The organism is Bryobacter aggregatus MPL3 (assembly GCF_000702445.1).
GTDB lineage: Bacteria > Acidobacteriota > Terriglobia > Bryobacterales > Bryobacteraceae > Bryobacter > Bryobacter aggregatus.
On record NZ_JNIF01000003.1, the window covers coordinates 3,941,076 to 3,961,173 of the forward strand.

At 58.2% G+C, this 20,098-nt stretch carries 16 protein-coding genes; 6 read left to right on the forward strand and 10 right to left on the reverse strand.

The window, feature by feature from the left end; all coding sequences use genetic code 11:
• The first annotated feature begins 32 nt into the window (after positions 1-32).
• Positions 33-1,901: a putative bifunctional diguanylate cyclase/phosphodiesterase gene (locus M017_RS0118240; protein WP_031499583.1), complete on the forward strand. Its 1,869-nt coding sequence runs from the start codon at positions 33-35 to the stop codon at positions 1,899-1,901.
• 28 nt (positions 1,902-1,929) lie between these two features.
• On the forward strand, positions 1,930-3,714 hold the full coding sequence (locus tag M017_RS0118245) for an acetoacetate--CoA ligase (protein WP_051670631.1): 1,785 nt from the start codon (positions 1,930-1,932) through the stop codon (positions 3,712-3,714).
• A gap of 23 nt (positions 3,715-3,737) precedes the next feature.
• Here M017_RS0118245 and M017_RS0118250 read toward each other — a convergent pair whose 3' ends face one another.
• From M017_RS0118250 to M017_RS0118275, 6 genes are all read right to left on the reverse strand, one after another.
• Positions 3,738-3,929 carry a Sec-independent protein translocase subunit TatA/TatB gene (locus tag M017_RS0118250; RefSeq protein WP_031499585.1) on the reverse strand — a complete coding sequence of 64 codons (192 nt, stop codon included), beginning with the start codon at positions 3,927-3,929 and terminating at the stop codon, positions 3,738-3,740.
• Positions 3,930-3,972: 43 nt separating this feature from the next.
• On the reverse strand, positions 3,973-6,078 hold the full coding sequence (locus tag M017_RS0118255; RefSeq protein ID WP_035957866.1) for an alpha-ketoacid dehydrogenase subunit alpha/beta: 2,106 nt from the start codon (positions 6,076-6,078) through the stop codon (positions 3,973-3,975).
• A gap of 66 nt (positions 6,079-6,144) precedes the next feature.
• Complete coding sequence (locus M017_RS0118260) at positions 6,145-6,615, reverse strand: cytochrome c3 family protein (protein ID WP_162179972.1); 471 nt, start codon at positions 6,613-6,615, stop codon at positions 6,145-6,147.
• A 5-nt stretch (positions 6,616-6,620) separates the two neighbouring features.
• Positions 6,621-7,712: an alpha-hydroxy acid oxidase gene (locus tag M017_RS0118265; RefSeq protein WP_162179973.1), complete on the reverse strand. Its 1,092-nt coding sequence runs from the start codon at positions 7,710-7,712 to the stop codon at positions 6,621-6,623.
• A gap of 82 nt (positions 7,713-7,794) precedes the next feature.
• A complete protein-coding gene (locus tag M017_RS0118270; protein ID WP_031499589.1) occupies positions 7,795-8,097 on the reverse strand; it encodes a PilZ domain-containing protein in 303 nt (100 codons plus the stop codon).
• The gene (locus M017_RS0118275; RefSeq protein WP_051670425.1) at positions 8,094-9,011 is read right to left on the reverse strand and encodes a sigma 54-interacting transcriptional regulator; all 918 of its coding nucleotides are present in this window, start codon (positions 9,009-9,011) and stop codon (positions 8,094-8,096) included. The genes M017_RS0118270 and M017_RS0118275 overlap by 4 nt, the downstream gene beginning before the upstream one ends.
• A gap of 223 nt (positions 9,012-9,234) precedes the next feature.
• On the opposite strand from M017_RS0118275, the gene M017_RS27925 reads away from it, so the two are divergent.
• Entirely contained in the window at positions 9,235-11,724 is a 2,490-nt protein-coding gene (locus tag M017_RS27925; RefSeq protein ID WP_051670427.1) for a diguanylate cyclase, read from the forward strand.
• Here the strand turns inward: M017_RS27925 and M017_RS0118285 are convergent.
• The 3 genes from M017_RS0118285 to M017_RS0118295 form a co-directional block, all read right to left on the reverse strand.
• On the reverse strand, positions 11,721-12,011 hold the full coding sequence (locus M017_RS0118285; protein ID WP_031499592.1) for a VOC family protein: 291 nt from the start codon (positions 12,009-12,011) through the stop codon (positions 11,721-11,723). The genes M017_RS27925 and M017_RS0118285 overlap by 4 nt on opposite strands.
• 93 nt (positions 12,012-12,104) lie before the next feature.
• Entirely contained in the window at positions 12,105-12,785 is a 681-nt protein-coding gene (locus M017_RS27930) for a helix-turn-helix domain-containing protein (protein ID WP_337588906.1), read from the reverse strand.
• Positions 12,730-13,800, reverse strand: coding sequence for a TolB family protein (locus tag M017_RS0118295; protein ID WP_162179974.1), 1,071 nt, complete (start codon positions 13,798-13,800; stop codon positions 12,730-12,732). Before M017_RS0118295 ends, M017_RS27930 begins: the two co-directional genes overlap by 56 nt.
• A 67-nt stretch (positions 13,801-13,867) precedes the next feature.
• Between M017_RS0118295 and M017_RS0118300 the strand changes: the two genes are divergently transcribed.
• The gene (locus M017_RS0118300) at positions 13,868-14,740 is read left to right on the forward strand and encodes a dihydrodipicolinate synthase family protein (protein ID WP_051670429.1); all 873 of its coding nucleotides are present in this window, start codon (positions 13,868-13,870) and stop codon (positions 14,738-14,740) included.
• Positions 14,740-15,948 carry an MFS transporter gene (locus M017_RS0118305; RefSeq protein ID WP_031499596.1) on the forward strand — a complete coding sequence of 403 codons (1,209 nt, stop codon included), beginning with the start codon at positions 14,740-14,742 and terminating at the stop codon, positions 15,946-15,948. Before M017_RS0118300 ends, M017_RS0118305 begins: the two co-directional genes overlap by 1 nt.
• On the opposite strand, the gene M017_RS27935 is transcribed toward M017_RS0118305, so the two are convergent.
• A complete protein-coding gene (locus M017_RS27935; protein ID WP_051670431.1) occupies positions 15,877-16,602 on the reverse strand; it encodes a GntR family transcriptional regulator in 726 nt (241 codons plus the stop codon). The two genes, M017_RS0118305 and M017_RS27935, sit on opposite strands and share 72 nt — an antisense overlap.
• Before the next feature lie 86 nt (positions 16,603-16,688).
• Between M017_RS27935 and M017_RS0118315 the strand changes: the two genes are divergently transcribed.
• Positions 16,689-20,096: a TonB-dependent receptor gene (locus tag M017_RS0118315; protein WP_031499598.1), complete on the forward strand. Its 3,408-nt coding sequence runs from the start codon at positions 16,689-16,691 to the stop codon at positions 20,094-20,096.
• Positions 20,097-20,098: the final 2 nt, after the last annotated feature.

Sequence of the window (20,098 nt, forward strand, 5' to 3'; positions counted from 1 at the left end):
GTAACTCAAATACCCTCGCCAAGGAGGCCCGTATGCGGCCTGCAATCTGCGAACTGATGGATCAGTTCGACGAGCCAGTGATCGTGGTAGATGAATCGGAAAGAATTTTATTCGGCAACCGCACTGCGCAGTTAAGGGTAGGGCAGACCGGTCGTGCGATGCCCGAGAATTACAAAGAATTTCTGGTTACATTACCGGAGCCGGAAAAATTCCGCGTGTTACACGCTCCGGTGGCTGCGGGTTTCGTATTGCTGATTGGCTCGGCAGAAGGCTTGCGTTATGTGAGCCCCTCCTTTGGCCGTGTATTTGGCCGGGAATCGACCCTTTTGCACAAGGGCCATTCCTCGTTGCTCGATTTTGTACACCATGAGGATCGCCCCGTGACAGAAAAGCACTTTGCCAAGGTGCAAGAGGGGGCCGCTGTCGATCATGAATTCCGGATTGTGAAACCTTCGGGTGAGATCAGGAAGCTCTGGAACCAGATGCGGCCGATCGTCGATGAGCAGAGCGGCGAACTGCTCATCGTTTCTCTCTCTGAGGACATAACCGAGAGATCCGAACCTCATCCGATTCTCCAGGTTCTTTCTGATCCCGTCCGTGCCTGCGATTCCGCGAGCCACTTCCGGCGGGCCATTGAAGATCGAATCCGGATCTGGGGCACGACGCCGAACCCGCCCTTCTTTGCCGTAGCCTTCCTCGATCTGGCCCGGTTTCGATCCATCAACGAATCTTTCGGTTACACCGCCGGAGATGGGCTATTGCGCGAGGTGGCCCGCCGGGCTCGCGGGGCTCTGGGCACGGGAGATACTCTGGCTCGTTTTGGCGCCGATCTCTATGCGGTGCTGCTCGGTTCGCCGCAGGACATTGCGGACGCGGAGACGCGCATGCGGAATCTGCTGCTGCAGATCAGCGGAAACTACTCTGTCGGCAGTACTACTGTGAACGTTGTTCCTCGTGCCGGATTGGCATTCCCCAATGGAATGGACTGTTCTACGGATTCGCTCCTGCGGGACGCTGATGCGGCACACCAGCAAGCGAAGCAGAAACGGGAGAGCCTGGTCACGAGTAAACAGCCGGGATCGCTGAAGTCGCTGGTGCAGTCCTCTCTGGAATTCGATCTTGCCCGGGCCATCAGCCAGGATGAGTTCTTTTTTGAATTTCAGCCTGTCTTTGATCCGGGGAATGGGCGAGTGCGGATCCTCGAGGCTCTTCTGCGTTGGCATCACCCCCGGCTTGGGATTATTTCTCCAGCGTCCTTCATTAGCCTTGCCGAAGATTCCGGACTGGTCCTCAAGCTCGATATGCTGGGTCTTGAACGGCTCGGACGGCAGATGAGCGCCTGGCGGGTGGAGTGCCCGCGTATGGCGGAAGTCCCCGTCAGCATCAACATTTCAGGCCGTCATTTCCCCAATTTTGTCTTGGAGAAGCAATTCCACCGGCTGTTGCGCCAGTCGCCTTTGCGCGAGTCGCGCATTATTTTCGAGATCACGGAAAGCGTCTTTGTCGAAGGAAGCCACCGGACTTGCGCTGGGCTCCAAGGGCTTCGCGATGCCGGGGTACAAATCTGGCTCGATGATTTTGGCGAAGGCTACTCCTCCTTCCGTTACCTGACTCATTTCCCGATCGATGGTCTGAAGGTTGCCTCCTGTTTCGTCCGTTCCTGTGCCGATCAGCCCAGGTCTCGCGTCGTCCTTTCTTCGCTGTTTAGCCTGGCTCGCGGGATGGGCATGCAGGCCATTGCGGAGGGGGTGGAGACTGTGGAGCAGTTTGAGACACTCCGGGCCATGGGTTTTGAGGCGCTGCAGGGGTACTATCTGTCGCGGCCGATGCCGGCCAAGAATATTCCGGGCCTCTTTGCGGATTCCAGCCCGCGCAGTTTTGAGCTGGCCCGCTCCGCCTGATCTTAAAATGGAGGCGCAGCCCGTCTCCATGCCAACGCATCTCTCGCAGTTTCTGACCTTCACTGGCCATACCGATTATTGGTCTCTTTATGACTGGTCGATCCAGTCGAGTCCAGAGTTCTGGAGTGCTTTCAGCCACTTTGCCGATCTTCCAGCTCCGGGCGAGCCTTTCAATTTTGCCGAGCTTCTCTTGCGCGGCAACGAGGCCGGCACGGTGCTTCTGTTCCGCTCAGAATCGAACGAACAAGTGGAATGGACCCGAGGTCATTTGCGCACCGCCGTTGGCTCCTATGCCCATTTGCTTCGCCATCACGGCATTGTGGCGGGAGACCGCGTGGCCGCATTGCTCCCCAATCGCCCCGAAACGATTGCCTTGATGCTGGCGACGGCCAGTCTGGGCGCCATCTGGTCCTCCTGCTCTCCCGATTTCGGATCGCAGGGCGTGATCGATCGCTTGCAGCAGATGGAACCGAAACTGTTGTTCTCTACTGGTACTTCTTGCTTTGCCGGCAAGACCCACTCGCTTTCCGCCCGTCTCGACGAAATCCGTGCGGCGATCCCGAGTCTGCTGGCCATCCACCGGATCGAAGAGATCGCGCTCGACCCGGCACCGCCGCTGCACTTCGAACTCTTTCCTCATCGGCATCCGCTCTTCATCCTCTTTTCGAGTGGCACCACGGGCCTTCCCAAGTGCATTGTTCACTCTGCGGGAGGAACGCTGCTGCAGATTGCCAAGGAGCAGCTTCTCCACGCCGATATCCACCCGGGCGAGCGGCTGTTCTACTACACGACCTGCGGCTGGATGATGTGGAACTGGCTGGCCACAGGACTGGTCTCTGGAGCAACCCTGGTCCTCTATGACGGCTCGCCCATGTATCCGGATCCCGGCGTTCTCTGGCGGCTCGCCGAGCAGGAGGGGATCCAGCACTTTGGCACGAGTGCAAAATACCTCGCACTCCTTGAAAGCAAGGGGTACCAGCCGCGGTTGCAACACGATCTCACCGTACTGCGGCAGGTCCTGTCGACGGGCTCACCGCTGCTCCCGCAGAGCGCGCTCTTTGTCGATCGGGAGATCAAGGCTGGCGTGCATTTGGCTTCGATTTCGGGTGGCACCGACATCGTCTCGTGTTTTGTCCTGGGCAATCCGTTGCTGCCGGTGCATGGAGCGGAAATCCAGTGTGCCGGTCTCGGCATGGACGTGCAGATCTGGAATGAAAAAGGAGAGCGCGTCTGGGATGAAGCAGGGGAACTGGTTTGCTGCAACCAATTCCCTTCCATGCCGCTTGGCTTCTGGAACGATCCGGCCGGAGAGCGTTACGAAGCGGCCTATTTCAAGCGTTTTCCCGGCATCTGGCACCATGGAGACTGGGCCGCGCAGAGTTCTACGACCAAGGGCTTCACGATCTACGGGCGCTCTGATACGACGCTAAATCCAGGCGGGATCCGAATCGGGACTGCTGAGATTTACCGTCAGGTGGAGACGATGGAAGCGATTGAAGAATCCATTGCGGTGGCCCAGGATTGGCATGGCGACGTCCGCATTGTTTTGTTTGTGAAACTCAGAGCAGGGCATTCCCTCACCCAGGAACTGCGCGATGAGATTCGCCGCACACTCCGCCAGAAGGCCAGCCCGCATCATGTGCCAAAGAAAATCCTGGCTGTGACTGCGATTCCGAGAACGGTCAGCGGAAAAATCTCTGAGGCGGCGGTGCGCGATGCCATTCATGGCCGCCCGCTGGCAAACCAGAATGCACTTGCGAATCCGGAAAGCATAAAGGAGTTCCAGGCATGCCCAGAACTCCTTCACGATTGAAATTGAAATTGGAAAAGCGCGCGTTACGGTTTCGGCGTTTCCGTCGGCTGCGACGGCTGGGTGGGAGGAGGAGGCGTCTCTTCCTTCAGGGCATTCTTGAAATTCTTGATCCCTTCTCCCATTCCCTTTGCGAGCTCAGGCAGCTTACGGCCGCCAAACAGCAGCAGCGCAACTCCGAGAATCAGCACAAGTTCCATCGGTCCTAGATTCGGCATATTTCGTTCCTTCTTTCCTTGAGTATGGCAAATTTGCCGGATCTTAGTAAGCCAATAGCCTTTCGCATTCGCGAACCAAGTCCTCAACCTGCGGAAGAATCACATCTTCCAGAGCAGGGTTATACGCAACCCATGTGTCCTTTGCGGCCACTCTGCCCACCGGCGCATCGAGAAATTCGAACAGTTCGTTCGCGATCCTCGCTGCGATCTCGGCGCCAAAGCCCCAACTCAGAACATCCTCATGGGCAATCAGCACGCGGTGATTGCGCCGCACGCTCTCACCGATCGCGGCCCAGTCGTAAGGAGATAAGCTGCGCAGGTCGATCACCTCGATCGTCTTGTCTGGCTGCTGCTTCTCCACCAACTGTGTCGCGTCGAGGGCCTTCTTCACCAGCGCCCCATAACAGAGGATGGTGAGGTCCTTGCCCTCTTTCACCGTATTGGCTTTCCCAAACGGGATTGTAAACTCTTCACCAGGATGCGGGCTACGGTTATAGGGCTCCCGGTAAAGTTTCTTATGTTCCAGAAATAGCACAGGATCGTCGCTCCGCAGCGCCGTCCTCAACAGTCCGCACGCATCGAGAGCATTGGAGGGAAAAACCACCCGCAGTCCCGGAATGTGCGTAAAGATCGATTCTCCACACTGGCTATGATAAATGCTACCGCCGGTCAGGTAGCCGCCGATCGGCACGCGGATCACCGCCGGGCAACTCCAGGCGCCATTGCTCCTCCAGCGCATGATCGCAAGCTCGTCGCGAATCTGCATCATTGCAGGCCAGATATAGTCGAAAAACTGAATTTCACCCACGGGCTTCAAGCCCCGCAGGCTCAAGCCAATCGCACGCCCGACAATGCCCGCTTCCGCAATGGGTGTATTGAAAACACGGGCGCTCCCAAACTCACGCTGGAGCCCTAAGGTGGTCTTGAAAACACCGCCCTTGCCTTTGACCTCTTCGAGCAATTCTTCCCGGCTGCAATCGGCGACGTCCTCGCCAAACACGAGAACCCGCGGATTGCGCCGCATCTCCTCGGCCAGGGTCTGGTTGATCGTATCCACCATCGTGCGCGGCTCGCCACGGAATTGTGGTTCTACCGCAAACTCATGGCTTGTGGGATCAATGTCGGGAGAATAGAGATGCTCATAAACACGATCGGACGCCGGCGCCGGATGCTGGAGCGCCAGGTCGGCGGCACTGGTCACTTCGCGGTCGCATTCCGTCATCATGGCCCGCAACCCGGTCTCGCTGATCAGGCCCTCTTCGAGCAGATAGCGGTACATGCGCTCGATGGGATCACGCTCGGCTTCCGAACTCCGCTCTTCCTTTGACTTATAGAACCTCTCGTCGTCGCTCAACGAGTGGGAGTAAGGGCGAACCACCGTTGCATGGACCAGCACTGGCCCCAGGCCTTCGCGGCAGTGCTCCACGGCTTCCCGCATCGTGCGATAGCTTGCCTCAAAATCGAGCCCATCCACATCGAGCCGCAGCAGTCCAGGAAAGCCGCTTAAAAGCTTCGAAATATTGCCGCCGGGAGTCTGAAACTCAACCGGCACACTGATCGCGTAGCCGTTGTCTTCGATCAAGAAGATCACCGGGTAGCGGTGGAGGCAGGCGAGATTGATCGCCTCCCAGAATTCGCCTTCGCTCGTTGCACCTTCGCCGCTGGTGACGAGCGTGACTTCGCCTTCTATTTTCAATAATTTGGATGCTTGGGCGCAGCCAATCGCATGCAGGTACTGCGATCCTGTCGGCGAGCTTCCACTGACAATGTGCAGATCGGGCGAGCTCCAGTGGCTGGGCATCTGCCGGCCGCCGCTCATCGAATCGGCCGCCGCTCCCACGCCTTGCAGGAACATCTGTTCGGGAGTGATCCCCAGCGTCAGGGCGAGGGCACGATCCCGGTAATACAAGTGGAACCAGTCAAATCCGGGCTCACAGGCGAGTCCGGCAGCAACTTGAATGGCCTCGTGGCCTGCTGCGCTCACCTGGAAGTAGATCTTGTTCTGGCGCTTGAGAAGGATTTCCCGGTCATCAATCCGCCGGCTCAGGTACATCAAACGGAAGGCGCGGAGCAGTTCATCCGGCGTCAGTACTTTCGTCTGTGTTTGTAAGGGGGGTCTAAGGCCAGGCTCCGACCGGTAAGCTTGCATCAGTACCTGATATCTCCCTTGTGATTGTATCGAAATTCCATTTCCCATAGATGTGGAATCGAAACTTTAGCGCTTGGCGAAGCCGTGCGCCGGATGACAAGTGGCGCAGCGGAGCTTCGCGTCTGTTTTGCCGGCGCCTGCACAGGCTGCCGGAAGGCTGGCATGGCAACTCAGGCAGGTCCTCTCCATCTTGGCGACTGCCCGGGGCGCGTGATTTCCGTGGCAGGTGGCGCATTGCGCCGCCTTGGCGCCCGCTTGCAGCGCCGCCCAGTGCTTGCTGGTCTCATAGCTCTTGCGCTCGGCCGGATGGCAGCTCCCACAGAGTGCCACCACCTGCGCACGGGTCGCCACCCGGTCTGGCGGGGCATGCCCTGTCGCCAGGCGATGCTTTTCGCTGCTTCCGTGGCAGGAAGCACAGGTCACCCCCTTGCGAAAGTGTGCGTGTTCCTCAACGTCGCTGGCCGCCTCGGTATGGCACTGCTGGCAAAGCTGATGAACTCCCTGTCCCCAGGCCAAAAGCCCCACGAATAGGAGCAACCCTCTCAAGCGTGTTTCCTCACGAGCCGCCTGTTGATTGTCGCCAGACTCGGCTGGCCGGCTAGCGCCATCGCCAGCTTGAGCTCTGCTCCCAGCATCCACAGCACCCGCTCGACACCCGCCTGGCCGTAAGCACTCAGCCCCCACAGCGGCGGCCTGCCAATGAGCACGCCTTTCGCCCCCAGGCTCAGCGCCTTCAGCACATCCGTGCCGCGCCGTAAGCCTCCATCCATCAGCACCGGAATCTTGCCGCCCACGGCGTCCACCACGTCGGGCAGGGCATCCAGTGTTCCGATCACACCGTCCAACTGGCGGCCTCCGTGATTTGAAACGACAATCCCCGCGGCGCCGCGCTTTACAGCCGTTTCGGCGTCTTCCGGTGCAAGAATTCCCTTCAGGATCACGGGCAACTGACTCACCCCGCGCACCCAATCGATGTAGTCCCAGCTCAGGCTCGGCGTGTGCGGCTGCCAGTTGGCCGCCAATGCAGGATTGACGAGCTTTCTGGTTTCGCCCTCCTTCGGCACTCCGCCTTGCATCATGCCGTAGTCAAAACGGTTCCGGTTGTTCCGGTCGCGGTTCGACTGGTACGCATTATCGACCGTGAGGACAATGGCTTTGGCGCCGCTATCCTCGCTGCGCCGGGCAAAATCGGTGGCCAACTGGCGCGTTGCTTGTCCGATCCCGTTTACCCACCAATGGAGCGGCTCGCCGTCCTCGATCAACTTCCGTGCGCCGGTTGCTGAGCAGAGCACCGTCTTCATTTTGAGTGCAGCTTTGGCCACCACTTCATCGGCCTTGGGCATCACCAGTTCTTTGCCGCCGGTGGGGGCAATGATGATGGGCTGATCCATCTGGATGCCGAAAAGCTTCGTGCTGGTGTCTACCTTCGAGACGTCGACCATCACCCGCGGGACCAGGTCCCAATGTCCATAAGCCTCAAAATTGGCCCGCAGGCTGCGCTCATCTTCAACGCCGCCCGCAATAAAGTCGTAAGCAAGCTTGTGCAGCTTCTTCTTGGCTACTTCTTCGAACTCGTGCAGATTAACCGGACCGAGTACATCCTCCTCAGCCCCCCACAAAGGCGAAGATGCCAAGTAGGCTCCAAATACGGTAAGCGCAGATCTTCGGTTCATTTCGCTTGCGATCATATCGCGACACTTGACGCTCTGGGGCGATTTAGGCCGTTTCGTACTTCAGAATCAGAAAGCCGCTTTCGACAAACTCGGGCGTGGTGCGATTCCAAACTACCTTGGCCCGTCCTCGTGTGCCTGGCAGGGCGAAGTCACACTCTTGCCCCGAGCGCAGTTGAGAGTTGGCATGGCGGGCTCGAAAGCCAGAAGTGGAGATATCTAGAAGGCGTGCTTCAAAGGCTGTTTGATAGTCCTCGTTCAAGCGCAGTGAGACACTTCCGCTGGCCTTATGACGGGCTTCCGAGCGTCGCTCCTCCCAGCCTCGGGCATCCGTCTTCACAACACTCACCCAATTCTCCCGGCAATGGTTTCATTCCCGTGCAGCCCGTGTAGCCGCATACGCCGTGAAAGCGTCGCCTTGGAAATTCCCAACGCATCCGCTGCTCTTTGCCGGTGCCCATGGGCTTCTGCCAGTGCGAGACGAATCATTGCTGGTTCCACCCCGTCCACGCCGAAATCATGCACACGTTCGGTGAGGTTGGGCTGCGGAGAAAAAACGATATCGTCTGCGTGTAACAAGGGACCCTTTGCCATCATGGCAGAACGGAGAACGGTGTTTCTCAATTCCCTGACATTTCCGGGCCACTGGTAAGAATAGAGGGCCATCATCGCGTCCGAGGCGAAGCGTAATTCCGGATTCTGTTGACTCAGAAAGTGGCAGGCTAACACCTCGATATCTTCGGGTCTTTCCCTTAATGCCGGCACCGAAATCTGGCAAGCGCCGAGCTCGTCTTTCAGGTGTTCACTCCCCGCAGCCACCAGCCGGACATCCACCCGTGTGGAGCGGGCCGCGCCAATCCGGTGTAAGGCTCCATGCTCAACGGCTCGTACGACTTTCGCCCGCAAACGTTGGTCTAAACCTCCGGCTTCATCGAGAAACAAGGTGCCGTGATTCGCCAGTTCAAGCAGGCCTGGTTTCATTGCAGAAGCCCCTGAAAATACACCCTTTTCGTGTCCGAATAACTCGGACTCAACCAGTTCCTTTGGTAATGCGCCGCAGCAGAATTCCAGAAAAGGATTTGATTTTCGGTTTGAATAATGGTGAATTGCCCGGGCCACAATTTCCTTGCCACTGCCGGATTCCCCCGCAATCACAATAGGCCGTCCACTCCGCGCAGCCTCCCTCACTTGATTCAAGAGAAGACGCATGCGCGGGGATGCAATCGCTGCATCCACTCCAAGAAATTGAAAATGTTCCACCATATTCAGCGCTAGGTGCTATTCGATGTTACGGTTGCCAGTCAAAAACTCGCATGAGCGCTTGACCTGATAGATTCCTGCGAAAGACCTTAGCTGTAGATCGGATCCTTTCTGACAAGAAACTGCCCGAGTTACGATTTGATACGTCTGACTAAAGGTTCTACTGCAAATTGCCGATTCTCTTTATGGGAGTGGAATTTTTCTCCTGCCATCACATTGTGCTCCTATGAATTTACTGAGCTTGCCCGCTCGTGCTTATGTCCTGCTGATCAGCCTCATTGGCACGATCGTTGGGATTTTCAGCCTGTTGGGTTGGGAATCGGCTAACATGATTCGCTTCATTTGCTACTTTCTGGTAGCGCTTGTGGCGGCGGGTTTACGTGTGGGCGTCAGTTCAGGCAGTGGCGCCGCGATGCCGGTCAACATCCTGTTTGTCCTGATCGGGATCATGGAACTCAGTCTTCCAGAGACCATCATCATTGGCGGCGTGACAACGGCCATCCAATGCATCCAAATCCTCAAGGGCCCTAGCCGGAATTTTCTTACCTTTTTCAACGTTGCAAACATCGCCACCGCAACCTGGATCTCGCACTTTGTCTATTTCCATCCCTCGCTTCGCCTCAGCATGGCGGATATTCCGGTTCGTCTCGTGCTGGCTGCGGCGGTCTTCTACCTCTTCAATACCTTCCCTGTTGCCGCGGTCATTTCGCTCACTGAACACAAAAGCCTCCGCCGCATCTGGCGCGAACGCTACATCTGGAGTCTGAATTTTTACGTGGTGGGCACTGCCGCCGCCGGGCTCTTCAGCTTCGTCAATCGTTATCTCGATTGGGGCTATTCGATGCTCGCGCTCTTCTTTTTCTACCTTCTCTATAAGGTCTATTCGATGCATCTGGCGCGGATCGATAAAGAGATGCAGCATGCGGAACAGATGGCGGCGCTCCACTTGCGCACCATCGAAGCGCTCGCCCTGGCCATTGAGTCGAAAGATGAAACCACGCATGAGCATCTCCAACGCGTCCAGGTCTATGCTCTCGAGGTGGGCCGCGACCTTGGCATGAAGGACGAGCAATTGGAAGCCCTGCGCGCTGCGGCGATTCTTCACGATATTGGCAAGCTTGCAGTGCCCGAACACATCATCTCGAAACCGGGAAAGCTCACGCCCGAAGAGTTCGACAAGATGAAGATCCATCCGATTGTCGGTGCTGAGATTCTTGAGCGTGTGCAATTCCCATACGATGTGTCCCCAATCGTACTCGCCCATCACGAGAAGTGGGATGGCAGTGGCTACCCCTATAGTGTTCGCGGCGAAGATATTCCCTTGGGAGCCCGGATTCTCAGTGCTGTCGATTGTCTTGATGCACTGGCGAGTGATCGTCAGTACCGCCGCGCGCTGCCTCTCAATGAGGCGATGGCGGTTGTGGAACGCGAAAGCGGCACGAGCTTCGATCCGCGTGTCGTTGAAATTCTGAAGAAACGCTACGTCGAACTGGAAGAGTTAGCCCGTGCCGCCATTCGGAACATTGCTCCTCCGCCAAGGCTCTCCAAAGACATCAAGATCGATGCGGGCATCGCTCCGGCAGCCGGTTTCGAGCAGACCAAACGCTCGATCCAGGCTGTTTCCAACGGGGACCCCGGCGAGTTTATCAATTCGATTGCGTCCGCCCGGGATGAAGTCCAACAGCTCTTTGAAATCTCCCAGGATATTGGCAAGACACTGAGTCTCGACGAAATGTTGAGTGTGCTTTCCCTGCGCGTCAAGCGGATGGTGACTTACGATTCGCTGGCGGTCTATATCCGGCGCGGCGACAGGCTGGTTCCGGAATACGTTTGTGGTGAGAACTTCCGTTTGTTCTCTTCGCTTCAGATTCCCTTGGGACAGGGTCTTAGTGGCTGGGTGGCCGACAATAATAAAGCAATTGTGAATGGCAACCCGAGTGTCGAGCCGGGCTATCTGAACGATCCGGCTAAGTTCAGCACTTTGCGCAGTGCGCTCGCGGTGCCTCTGGAAGGCAAGGTTGGCATTGTGGGGGTTCTTGCCCTTTACCGCGCGGAGAAAGACGCCTTCTCGCGCGACAACCTCCGGGTGATGCTCGCCATTGCTTCCAAGGTCGGGATCACGATTGACCACCTACTGCGTCTGAAGGCTGCCGAGAGCAATGCGACCACGGACTTCCTGACCGATCTTCCCAACGCCCGTAGCCTCTTTGTCCATCTGGATACGGAACTCGCCCGGCGGGCGCGCAGCGGCGAAAGCGTGACGGTTCTGGTCACAGACCTGGATGGCTTCAAGGCCGTCAATGACCGTTTTGGCCATCTCGAGGGGAATAAGCTCTTGAAGGCTGTCGCACAATGCCTCAAGCTGAACTGCCGGGAGTACGACTATGTGGCGCGTATGGGCGGTGACGAATTCGTGCTGGTCCTTCCTGGACTCAAGCGGGAAGACCTTCATCTACGCACTTCGCGCATCTCCACTATGATTGCGGACACGGCGCGGGCCGTGATCGGCGAAGATGTGGTTGGCATCAGCATCGGAGCGGTCCAGGCGCCCGAGGATGGCCGGGACGCGGAGACCCTGCTTGGCGAAGCCGACCGGCGTATGTACAAGGCGAAAGAAGCACGCAAGGAAGCCATCAAGACCAACCAACTCCAAAACTTGGGCCGCAAAGATTTCGGTTGGCGTGCTTCCACCCCGACAATTGTCGAGCACACCTAGACGCGAGTGGCAATCCAAACCGGATGTCCACTGGGCGCGAGAAACCCCATCTCACGCATTCCATAAGAAGCAACCCGCTCTGGCATCAATACTGGAAACGCTGACAATGCGGATCGAACCGAATGGAAGTCTTGCACCTCGAGAAACAAGTTCGTCGGCTGTCCTTTTCCTTCGAGAACCGCTTCTGGTGCGTCCGCCTTCGCGCTGGCCCAAGTCTGCAGCATCACTTCGATGCCTTCACGCACCAGGATGACGAAGCCCAGATGCCCCTCGTGCGGGACCTCCAACGTAACTGTAAATCCCAGACCCTCTCTCCAAAAAAGAAGAGAACTCTCTATGTCGTCCATCAGGAGGACTGGTGTTAGTTTCATCTTCTGAGACTAATCGCTTGGTTCCGCGGCGCGATTGGAAAATTCGGCCATCGGGCTCATCCCTGTGAACTCGCGCCAGTCCCGAATCAGATGGGCCTGATCGTAGTACCCGCAATCGACGGCGAGCGCGCTCCATGCCGTTCCGCTGTGGCGGCGCAAGCTCTGCGCCCGGCGAAAACGGAGCACCCGCGCCAGATGTTTCGGCGAAAGTCCGGTTCGCTCGAGCGACACCCTCCGAAAGTGGCGCACCGAAAGGCCTGCCTGCCCGGCGACCCAATCCAAATCGACGTTGCCGTGCCGTTCTGCCAGAAAATCGAGGGCCCGCTGTCCTGGTGTGAGGACGCAACTCCGCTGCAACCATTCTTCGAGCGGAAAAGTACGAAGCTCCTGAAGCTTATCCACCAATTCGCAGGCGTCCATCTTCAGAAAAGAAGCCAATCTTCCTGGCCGGAAGCGGATTCCCCGCAAGCGCACACCCACCGGGAGAAGTACTTGTTTCCGAACCGTCATCGATCCCACGATCCGCACCCGATTCTCTTCATCGAAAATCAAATCCATGCACCCATCGGGGTCCACAGCATAGGCACGTCCGTCGCCACGGACTTGCCAGATGGCATCAATCGATTCGATGGGGCTAGCTCTTCTTTCCTGGGGGATCGTCCTGCTCGGTCCGCTCCACCAATTTCTCAACGGCCACCGAAAAGATCGCCGGTTTTCCCAAACGATCCGATTGGAAATAGATGCGCTGGGAACTGGGGGAAAAGACCGGCGACACCGATCCTGGATCCGAACTCTTATGTTCACAAAGTGCCATTTCCCGCCTCGTAATGCGCAGCATGATCAGGATAAAGGGCTGGGCCTTCGACCCCGACGCTCCGACAAAGACGCTTGAATCGGCGTTGCGTCCAAAGTCGACAAACTGGCTGGTTTTCCCCACCAGCGCTTCTTTGTTTGCATCGAGTGAGAATTCAAAGAGCGCATTCGGAATCCCCTTGCCCTGGTTCACTTTTAGATAAAGGATGCTGCGTCCATCGGGGCTCCAAAGCGCCGGGCCGAGTTCTCCCTCGATCGGCAGCTTGCGCATCTTTGCTCCCGCGGTCGTGGCGATCACCGAGATCGAAGCGTCCGTTCCCCGGACAAATACCTGTCCCGATTTGCTGATCGTTGCTTGCGAAGCTTCCACTTCCGCCAGCGTTCTCGAAACGCGTCCCACTGCTGTTGGCACCAGAACCAGCTTCTTCTGGTCAATCAGCACCAGATTCGTTCCATCGTCGGACAGCGACAATCCCCGCTGAAAGATCTCCGGGGCGCTGCCCTGATAGAGCTGCCTGGGCTTGCCGCCGCTCATCCCGGTTCCCAGCAACAGGTCCCCGTCTGCGTAATACAGGGTCCGGTCATCGGGGGAGAGTGCGAGCGATCTCGGCTCCAGCGCCGAGGCGGTGGTGAGCAAGCGGGTGGCGCCGCCCTTCACCTCTAGCCTCTGTGCCTGGAATCCATTTGCTGTTTCCGTCGAATAAACCAGAAACCCGTTGCGCGAGGACACAGAACGATTTCCATGATGCGGCAGATAGCTCGCCTGCGCGGGATCGGAAAGGGCAAGGACCTCGACCTCGGTCGAAGGATCGAAATAGCGCCGGATTGGATTGCTTTGAGCGCTCGCTGCGGCCGCACCAGCCATGCCGAGCGCAAACTTACGTCGCGTCACGTTCATCTCTAGAATAAGACGCGCGCGCTGGACTCTGCGATACCCGTGATAGCATCATGGCCTTATCATGGCCGGTGTTTATCCCATACTTGTTACCACGTTCAAAGAAGATGGCTCGCTCGACATCAAAAGCCAGCTTCGGCTTGTCGATCATTTGCTCGAGCAAGGCGCTCATGGTCTTGGCCTCTTTGGCAATGCGAGCGAAGGCTATGCCCTCGAAGGCTCGGAACGAATTGAGTTGATGCGAGCGATCGCGAGCCACGTCAACGGGCGTGTCCCGCTGATCGCCTCGAGCGGCCACACAGGCACGCGCGCTGCTGTCGAGCTCAGCAAGCAATTGGCCGGGCTCGGAGCCACCGGGCTGATGGTGTTGCCGCCCTACTTTCTCAAGACCGATGGCGAAGGACTCCTGCACTACTTCTCTGAGATCAGCAACGGCGCCCGCACGCCGATCATGATTCAGGATGCTCCGCTGCTCACCCAGGTGGCGATGCCTCCTCCGCTGTTGGCCCGGATGGCGCGCGAGATTGAGTTCGTCACGATGGCAAAGATCGAAGCTCCGCCGACGGCGCCCAAAGTGACACAGACCGCCAAAGCTGCCGGAGAGAGCCTCAAAATCTTCGGAGGCCTCAATGCGCAGTTTTTCATTGAGGAATACGATCGTGGGGCGCGTGGCACCATGCCGGGCAGCGATTGCATCGCGCAACTGGTGCAGATCTGGAACGCCCTCGAACGCGGAGACAAGTCCACGGCCTGGGATCTCTTCACCCACGTCCTCCCGCTGCTCCGCTTTGAGCTCCAACCTGGGATGGGCGTCAGCGCGATGAAGAACAATCTCGTCGCCGCTGGCATCATCGAATCGGCCACGGTGCGTCATCCCACTGCCAGCCTGGACGCAACCAGCCTGGCCGAATTGAAGTATCTCCGCGAGCGCCTCTGATGCACCTCCGTTGGTGGATTGCCGGGCTGCTGTTCCTGTCGGTGGTCATCAATTACATCGATCGCCAGTGCCTCAGCGTACTGGCTCCCATCATCACCAAAGAGCTCAATCTGAGCCCTACGGGCTACGCGACCATCCTCAACGCCTTCCAGGCCGCCTATACCTTCATGTACGTTGGCAGCGGTCTGCTCGTGGACCGTTGGGGCACCAAGATCAGTCTCACGGTCTTTATGAGTTGGTGGAGTATCGCCAACGCGCTCCACGCCTTTGCGACTAACGCTTTTGGTCTGGGCGCCTCCCGCTTCCTCCTCGGCCTGGGAGAGCCGGGCAACTTCATGGCTGGTTTCCGCGTGATCAGCGAGTGCTACGCCAAGCAGGAGCGAGCGCTTGTCAATGGCTTGCTCAACGCCGGCAGCAGCGTCGGCGCGATGATTGCGCCCTTCCTCATCACCTGGCTCTACGCGCAGCTCAGTTGGCGTGGCGCCTTTGTCGTCTGCGGCGCTCTTGGCCTCCTCTGGATCATTCCCTGGTGGTTGATTTATCGTCCACTCCTGCCGATCGCGCAAGCTCCGGAGGAGAAGCCCGCCGGCTGGACTGCCTATCTCCGGCTCCCTCAAAGTTTCGGCCTCCTGAGTGCGCGCTTTCTGAGCGATCCGGTCTGGTGGTTCTATCTCTTCTGGCTTCCGAAATATCTGGTGGAAGGCCGTGGCTTCTCCATGCAGGACATGGCGCTGGTTGCCTGGATGCCCTATCTCAGTTCCGATCTCGGTGCGATGTTTGGCGGCTGGATGAGCGGCCATCTGATCGGGCGCGGCTGGGATACCTTGCGTGCCCGGCGCGCGGTGATGTTGCCTGCCGCCTTGGTGATGCCGATCAGTATCGTCGTTGCCTTTGTGCAATCGAGCGCCATTGCGATCGCCTGCATCTGCATCGTGACCTTCGCCCACATGGTCTGGAAAACAAACCTCTCGACCGTCACCAATGACCTCTACCCGGTGCAGGTGATTGGCAGCGTCAGCGGCGTCTTCGCCTTTGGCAATGGACTTGGTGGCTTGCTCTTTACAGCTCTTACCGGCTGGCTGGTGCAGTACTCAGGTTATTTCTGGGTCTTTGCTTTGATGGGCATCCTGCACCCGCTAGCGTTTCTTCTTTTTCGAGGCTTCGTCCGTGAGCCCTTGCGCCTCGCGAGCACTGAGGGCAGCCATTAGGCTTTCCTGCGCCCGAAGGATATGGGCACGCAGTGCCGTTTCCAACTGCGGCAGTGACCCCGCCTCGAGCGCTTTCACAATCGCTTCGTGTTCGGCTTGTTCCTGACTCAAGCGATTGCGTAGGGCGGGGAGGCGCGGGCCCTCGCTCGCATGGATGCGGGCAATCTGGATGTGGGCATTCAGGCTCTCATAGAGATCGCTCAAACGCTTTGATCCGGCTACTTCAAACAGCGCGCGATGGAAGTCAAGATTCAACGCTTCGTGGTGTTTCATCTCCTCCTCGTTACGCACAGCCTTCCTCAGCCCCGCAAGCAAAGTATGCAGCCGCTGGAGATTCTTGGCATTCGCGCGAGTGATCGCGCGTTTCCCGGCCAACAGTTCCAGGGCCAGCCGGATCTCGAAGGTTTCCGCCAGATCCTCTGCTGAAATCGAGGCGACGTAGGTTCCCGAGCGTGGGTGAATCTCCACCAACCCTTCGACGGCAAGTTGCTGTAACGCATGGCGGATCGGGGTCAAGCTCACACCCAGTTCTTGTGCCAGATCCTCTGCCATCAATCGCTGTCCTGGTAGAAAAAATCGCGACAAGATGGCGGCTCGGAGCGATTCATACACCTCGTCCGTTGCCCGTTTTTTAATCAAAGGTTCAAGCGGCATCTAGACAGGCTATCAGCAATCTGAAATAATCCGCACCTAGACAGACTATCAAGAATCTGAAATAATCTGCCGCTAGAGGTCTTTTGATGCTTCAACGTCTGAACATGTTTTCTATCGCTGCAATCCTGGCAGTCTCACTCTCCGCTCAGCAAGGCGGCGGTCTTTTCACTGGAGCTGCCACAGATCCGCAAGGTTCCCCGGTCTCAGGCGCTAAGCTCATCGTCCGCAATCTGGCGACCAACGCGACATTTGAATCGCTCACCAATGCCGATGGCCTGTTTACAACTCCAACCATGCCCGTGGGTTCCTACGAGATCAGTTGCGAGAAGACCGGCTTCAAGCGCTCCGTACGCCGCGATCTCACGCTCCAGGTGGACCAGCGTGCTCAGGTCGACTTCACGCTCGACCTCGGTCAGGTCAGTGAAACGGTTGAGGTCAAGTCCGAGATCGCCATGCTCGATACGGCCAGCGCCACGGTCGGCAAAGTGGTGGAAGAACGTGTGGTCAAAGACTTGCCTCTCAATGGCCGCAATGCTCTTGCGCTCACATTGCTCACCCCCAGCGTCAAGTCCAATGCCGGCCCCACCAATAGCGGCTTCACCGATCGTGGCACTACCATCTCCTCCATCTCGATCAACGGTGGCCCCAACGGCATGAACAACCAGATTCTCGATGGCAATACCAACATCCTCAGCTTTGTCGGCGAGGTTGGCATTCCGCCCGCGGTCGATGCCGTACAGGAGTTCAAAGTGCAGAGCGGAACGATGCCTGCGGAGTTTGGCTTCACTGCCGGTGGCGTCATCAACCTCGTTCTCAAGAGTGGCGCCAACGCCTTCCATGGCAACGCTTATGAGTTCCTTCGTAACGACAAACTCGATGCTCGCAACACCTTTGCGCCCCAGAAGAATCCGCTGCGCTACAACCAGTACGGCGGCTCTCTCGGTGGCCGCATCATTCGCGACCGCACTTTCTTTTTCGGCAATTTCGAAGAGTACAAGCTCCGCCAGGGCAGCCCCACCGTTGCCTCCACTCCGCTTGCAGAATGGCGTCAGGGCAATTTCAGCCGCCTCCTGAATGGCACGGGCGACCTCGTCCAGATCTACGACCCCGCCACCACCCGCACCAACCCCAACGGCTCTGGCCTCATCCGCGATGTTTTCCCCGGTAATATCATTCCCACCAATCGCCTCGACCCTGTCGCGCAAGCTGTGCTCAAATACTACCCGCTCCCCAACCGCACTCCCACTAATAGCTTCACGCAGGCGAACAACTACCAACGCCAGGGGATCAATCAGGTCGATTCCCGGCAGTATCACATCAAAGTGGATCACCGCTTCAGCGATCAGAACAGCGCCTTTGCTCGCTACAGCTTCTTCAATCACAAGCCCTTCAGCACCGGCTTCTTTGAAGATCCCATCGGCAACAGCCGTACCGACATAGTCCAGAATCACAATTTCGTCATGGGGGATATCCACTCCTTCTCACCGACGCTGATCAACGAATTCCGTGCGGGCGGCAGCCGCCAGTACTTTACCTTCATTTCTTCCAGCTACGGTCTCGGCATCCCGCAAAAGCTCGGCCTTCCTGCGAGCGTGCCCTCGGACGTCATGCCCACCTTTGCGTTCGGCTACACGAATATCGGCAACCCCACGGTCGGCACTCGGGGCAGCCTGAACTGGCAGTTCACCGACATCGTCACGAAGGTTGCTGGCAAGCACACGCTCCGCGCCGGTTTTGAGCTGCGTCTCAACCAAGGCAGCAACCAGCAGACCAGCCAACCTTCCGGCACTTTCAACTTCAACGCGACGCTCACCAGCAATCCACAGAATCGAACCAATAACGGCAACGGCCTCGCCAGCTTCATCCTGGGCCAAACCGCGAGCGCTTCCGCAGACCGCGTTGTTGGCAGCACCATGCGCGCGCCGTCCTATACGGCCTTCATCCAGGACGACTTCCGCGTCACGCGCCGTCTCACCCTGAATCTCGGCCTGCGCTACGACTTCCAGAAGCAGCCCACCGAGATGAACAACGGCGTGTCCAACTATTCGCTGTCGCTCAACGATCCTACCACCGGGCTCCCAGGCCGCATGATCTACGCCGGGGTCGATGGCGCACCCACCAGCTTCCGCAAGGAAGACTACAACGACTTCGGGCCGCGTTTCGGCTTCGCTTATGACGTCGGGGGCAATGCAAGAACAGTCGTCCGTGGCGGTTACGCCATCTTCTACCCTGCCATCTTTTTCCGGAATAACTTCTACTCCACGTCCGGCTTTGGCAGCACGACAACCACCTATGTTGCACCTGGGGGCAATAGCGATTACGCTGCCTTCCAACTCAGCCAGGGCTTTCCCACTCCGTTGGTGCAGCCTCAGGGTTCCAAGCTCGGCCCCAACCCCTTCATCGGGCAAAATGTCAGCTTTACCGAGGCCAAGCAGAGCACTCCGATGTCGCAGCAATGGAACCTGGCCATCCAGCGCGTGCTGGGCAAGGGCTGGGTCATCGAAACCGCTTACTCCGGCAATAAAGGCACTCACTTCAACGCCGCCGGCTACGACGTGAACCAGATGGACCCGCAATACCTTTCGCTCGGCGCTTCGCTGCGCGACAACGTGGTCAATCCCTACGCAGGCAAAGTCGGCGGTGCCTTCGGGGGCGCCACCATCACCCGTGCCCAGAGCCTGCGGCCCTATCCGTATCTCGGCGGGGTGAGCACCAACAATCCCCGGCTCGGCGGCTACATCTCTCACCTCTTCCTGATGAGTGTGGAGCGCCGGATGCGCCAGGGACTCACCGTGATGTTCAGCTACACCGGGGGCAAGATCATCAGCGATTCGCTCGCCAGCCCCATCGACTTCGGTGGTGTAGAGCAGGTGACCGAAACCGGCTACCAGAACGGCAAGTTTGACCGCCGCTCCAACCGCAGCACCGATCCTTCGGACGTCAGCCAGCGCGGCACCCTCAGCCTGCTCTACGAACTGCCCTTCGGCCAGGGCCAACGCTTCAAGTCCTCGCATGCCGCGATCAACACCGTCCTCGGCGGCTGGCAGCTGAACTCCATCGGCGTCATGCAAACTGGCTTGCCTCTCATCGTGCGCGGCGCCACCAGCACCATCGGTACGGCCAATCGTCCGAACTCCACTGGCAAGAGTGCCAAGCTCGACAACCCCACGCCGCAACGCTGGTTCGATCCGCTGCAGTTCGTGAACCCCACGGACTTCACCTTCGGCAACGTCGGCCGCGTCCTCCCCGATGTTCGCGGACCCGGCACCATCAACTGGGATCTCAGCGCCATCAAGAACACTCGCCTCCGCGAGACCGTCAATCTGCAGTTCCGTCTTGAATACTTCAACGTCTTCAACCACGTGAACTACGGCCAGCCCGCCACCACTTTCACGGCTGGTGCCAACGGACAAAACGTCAACGGCGCGGCCGGCACCATCACCTCGGCGCGCGATGCCCGCATTGGACAGGTCGCTCTGAAACTGATCTTCTAGTC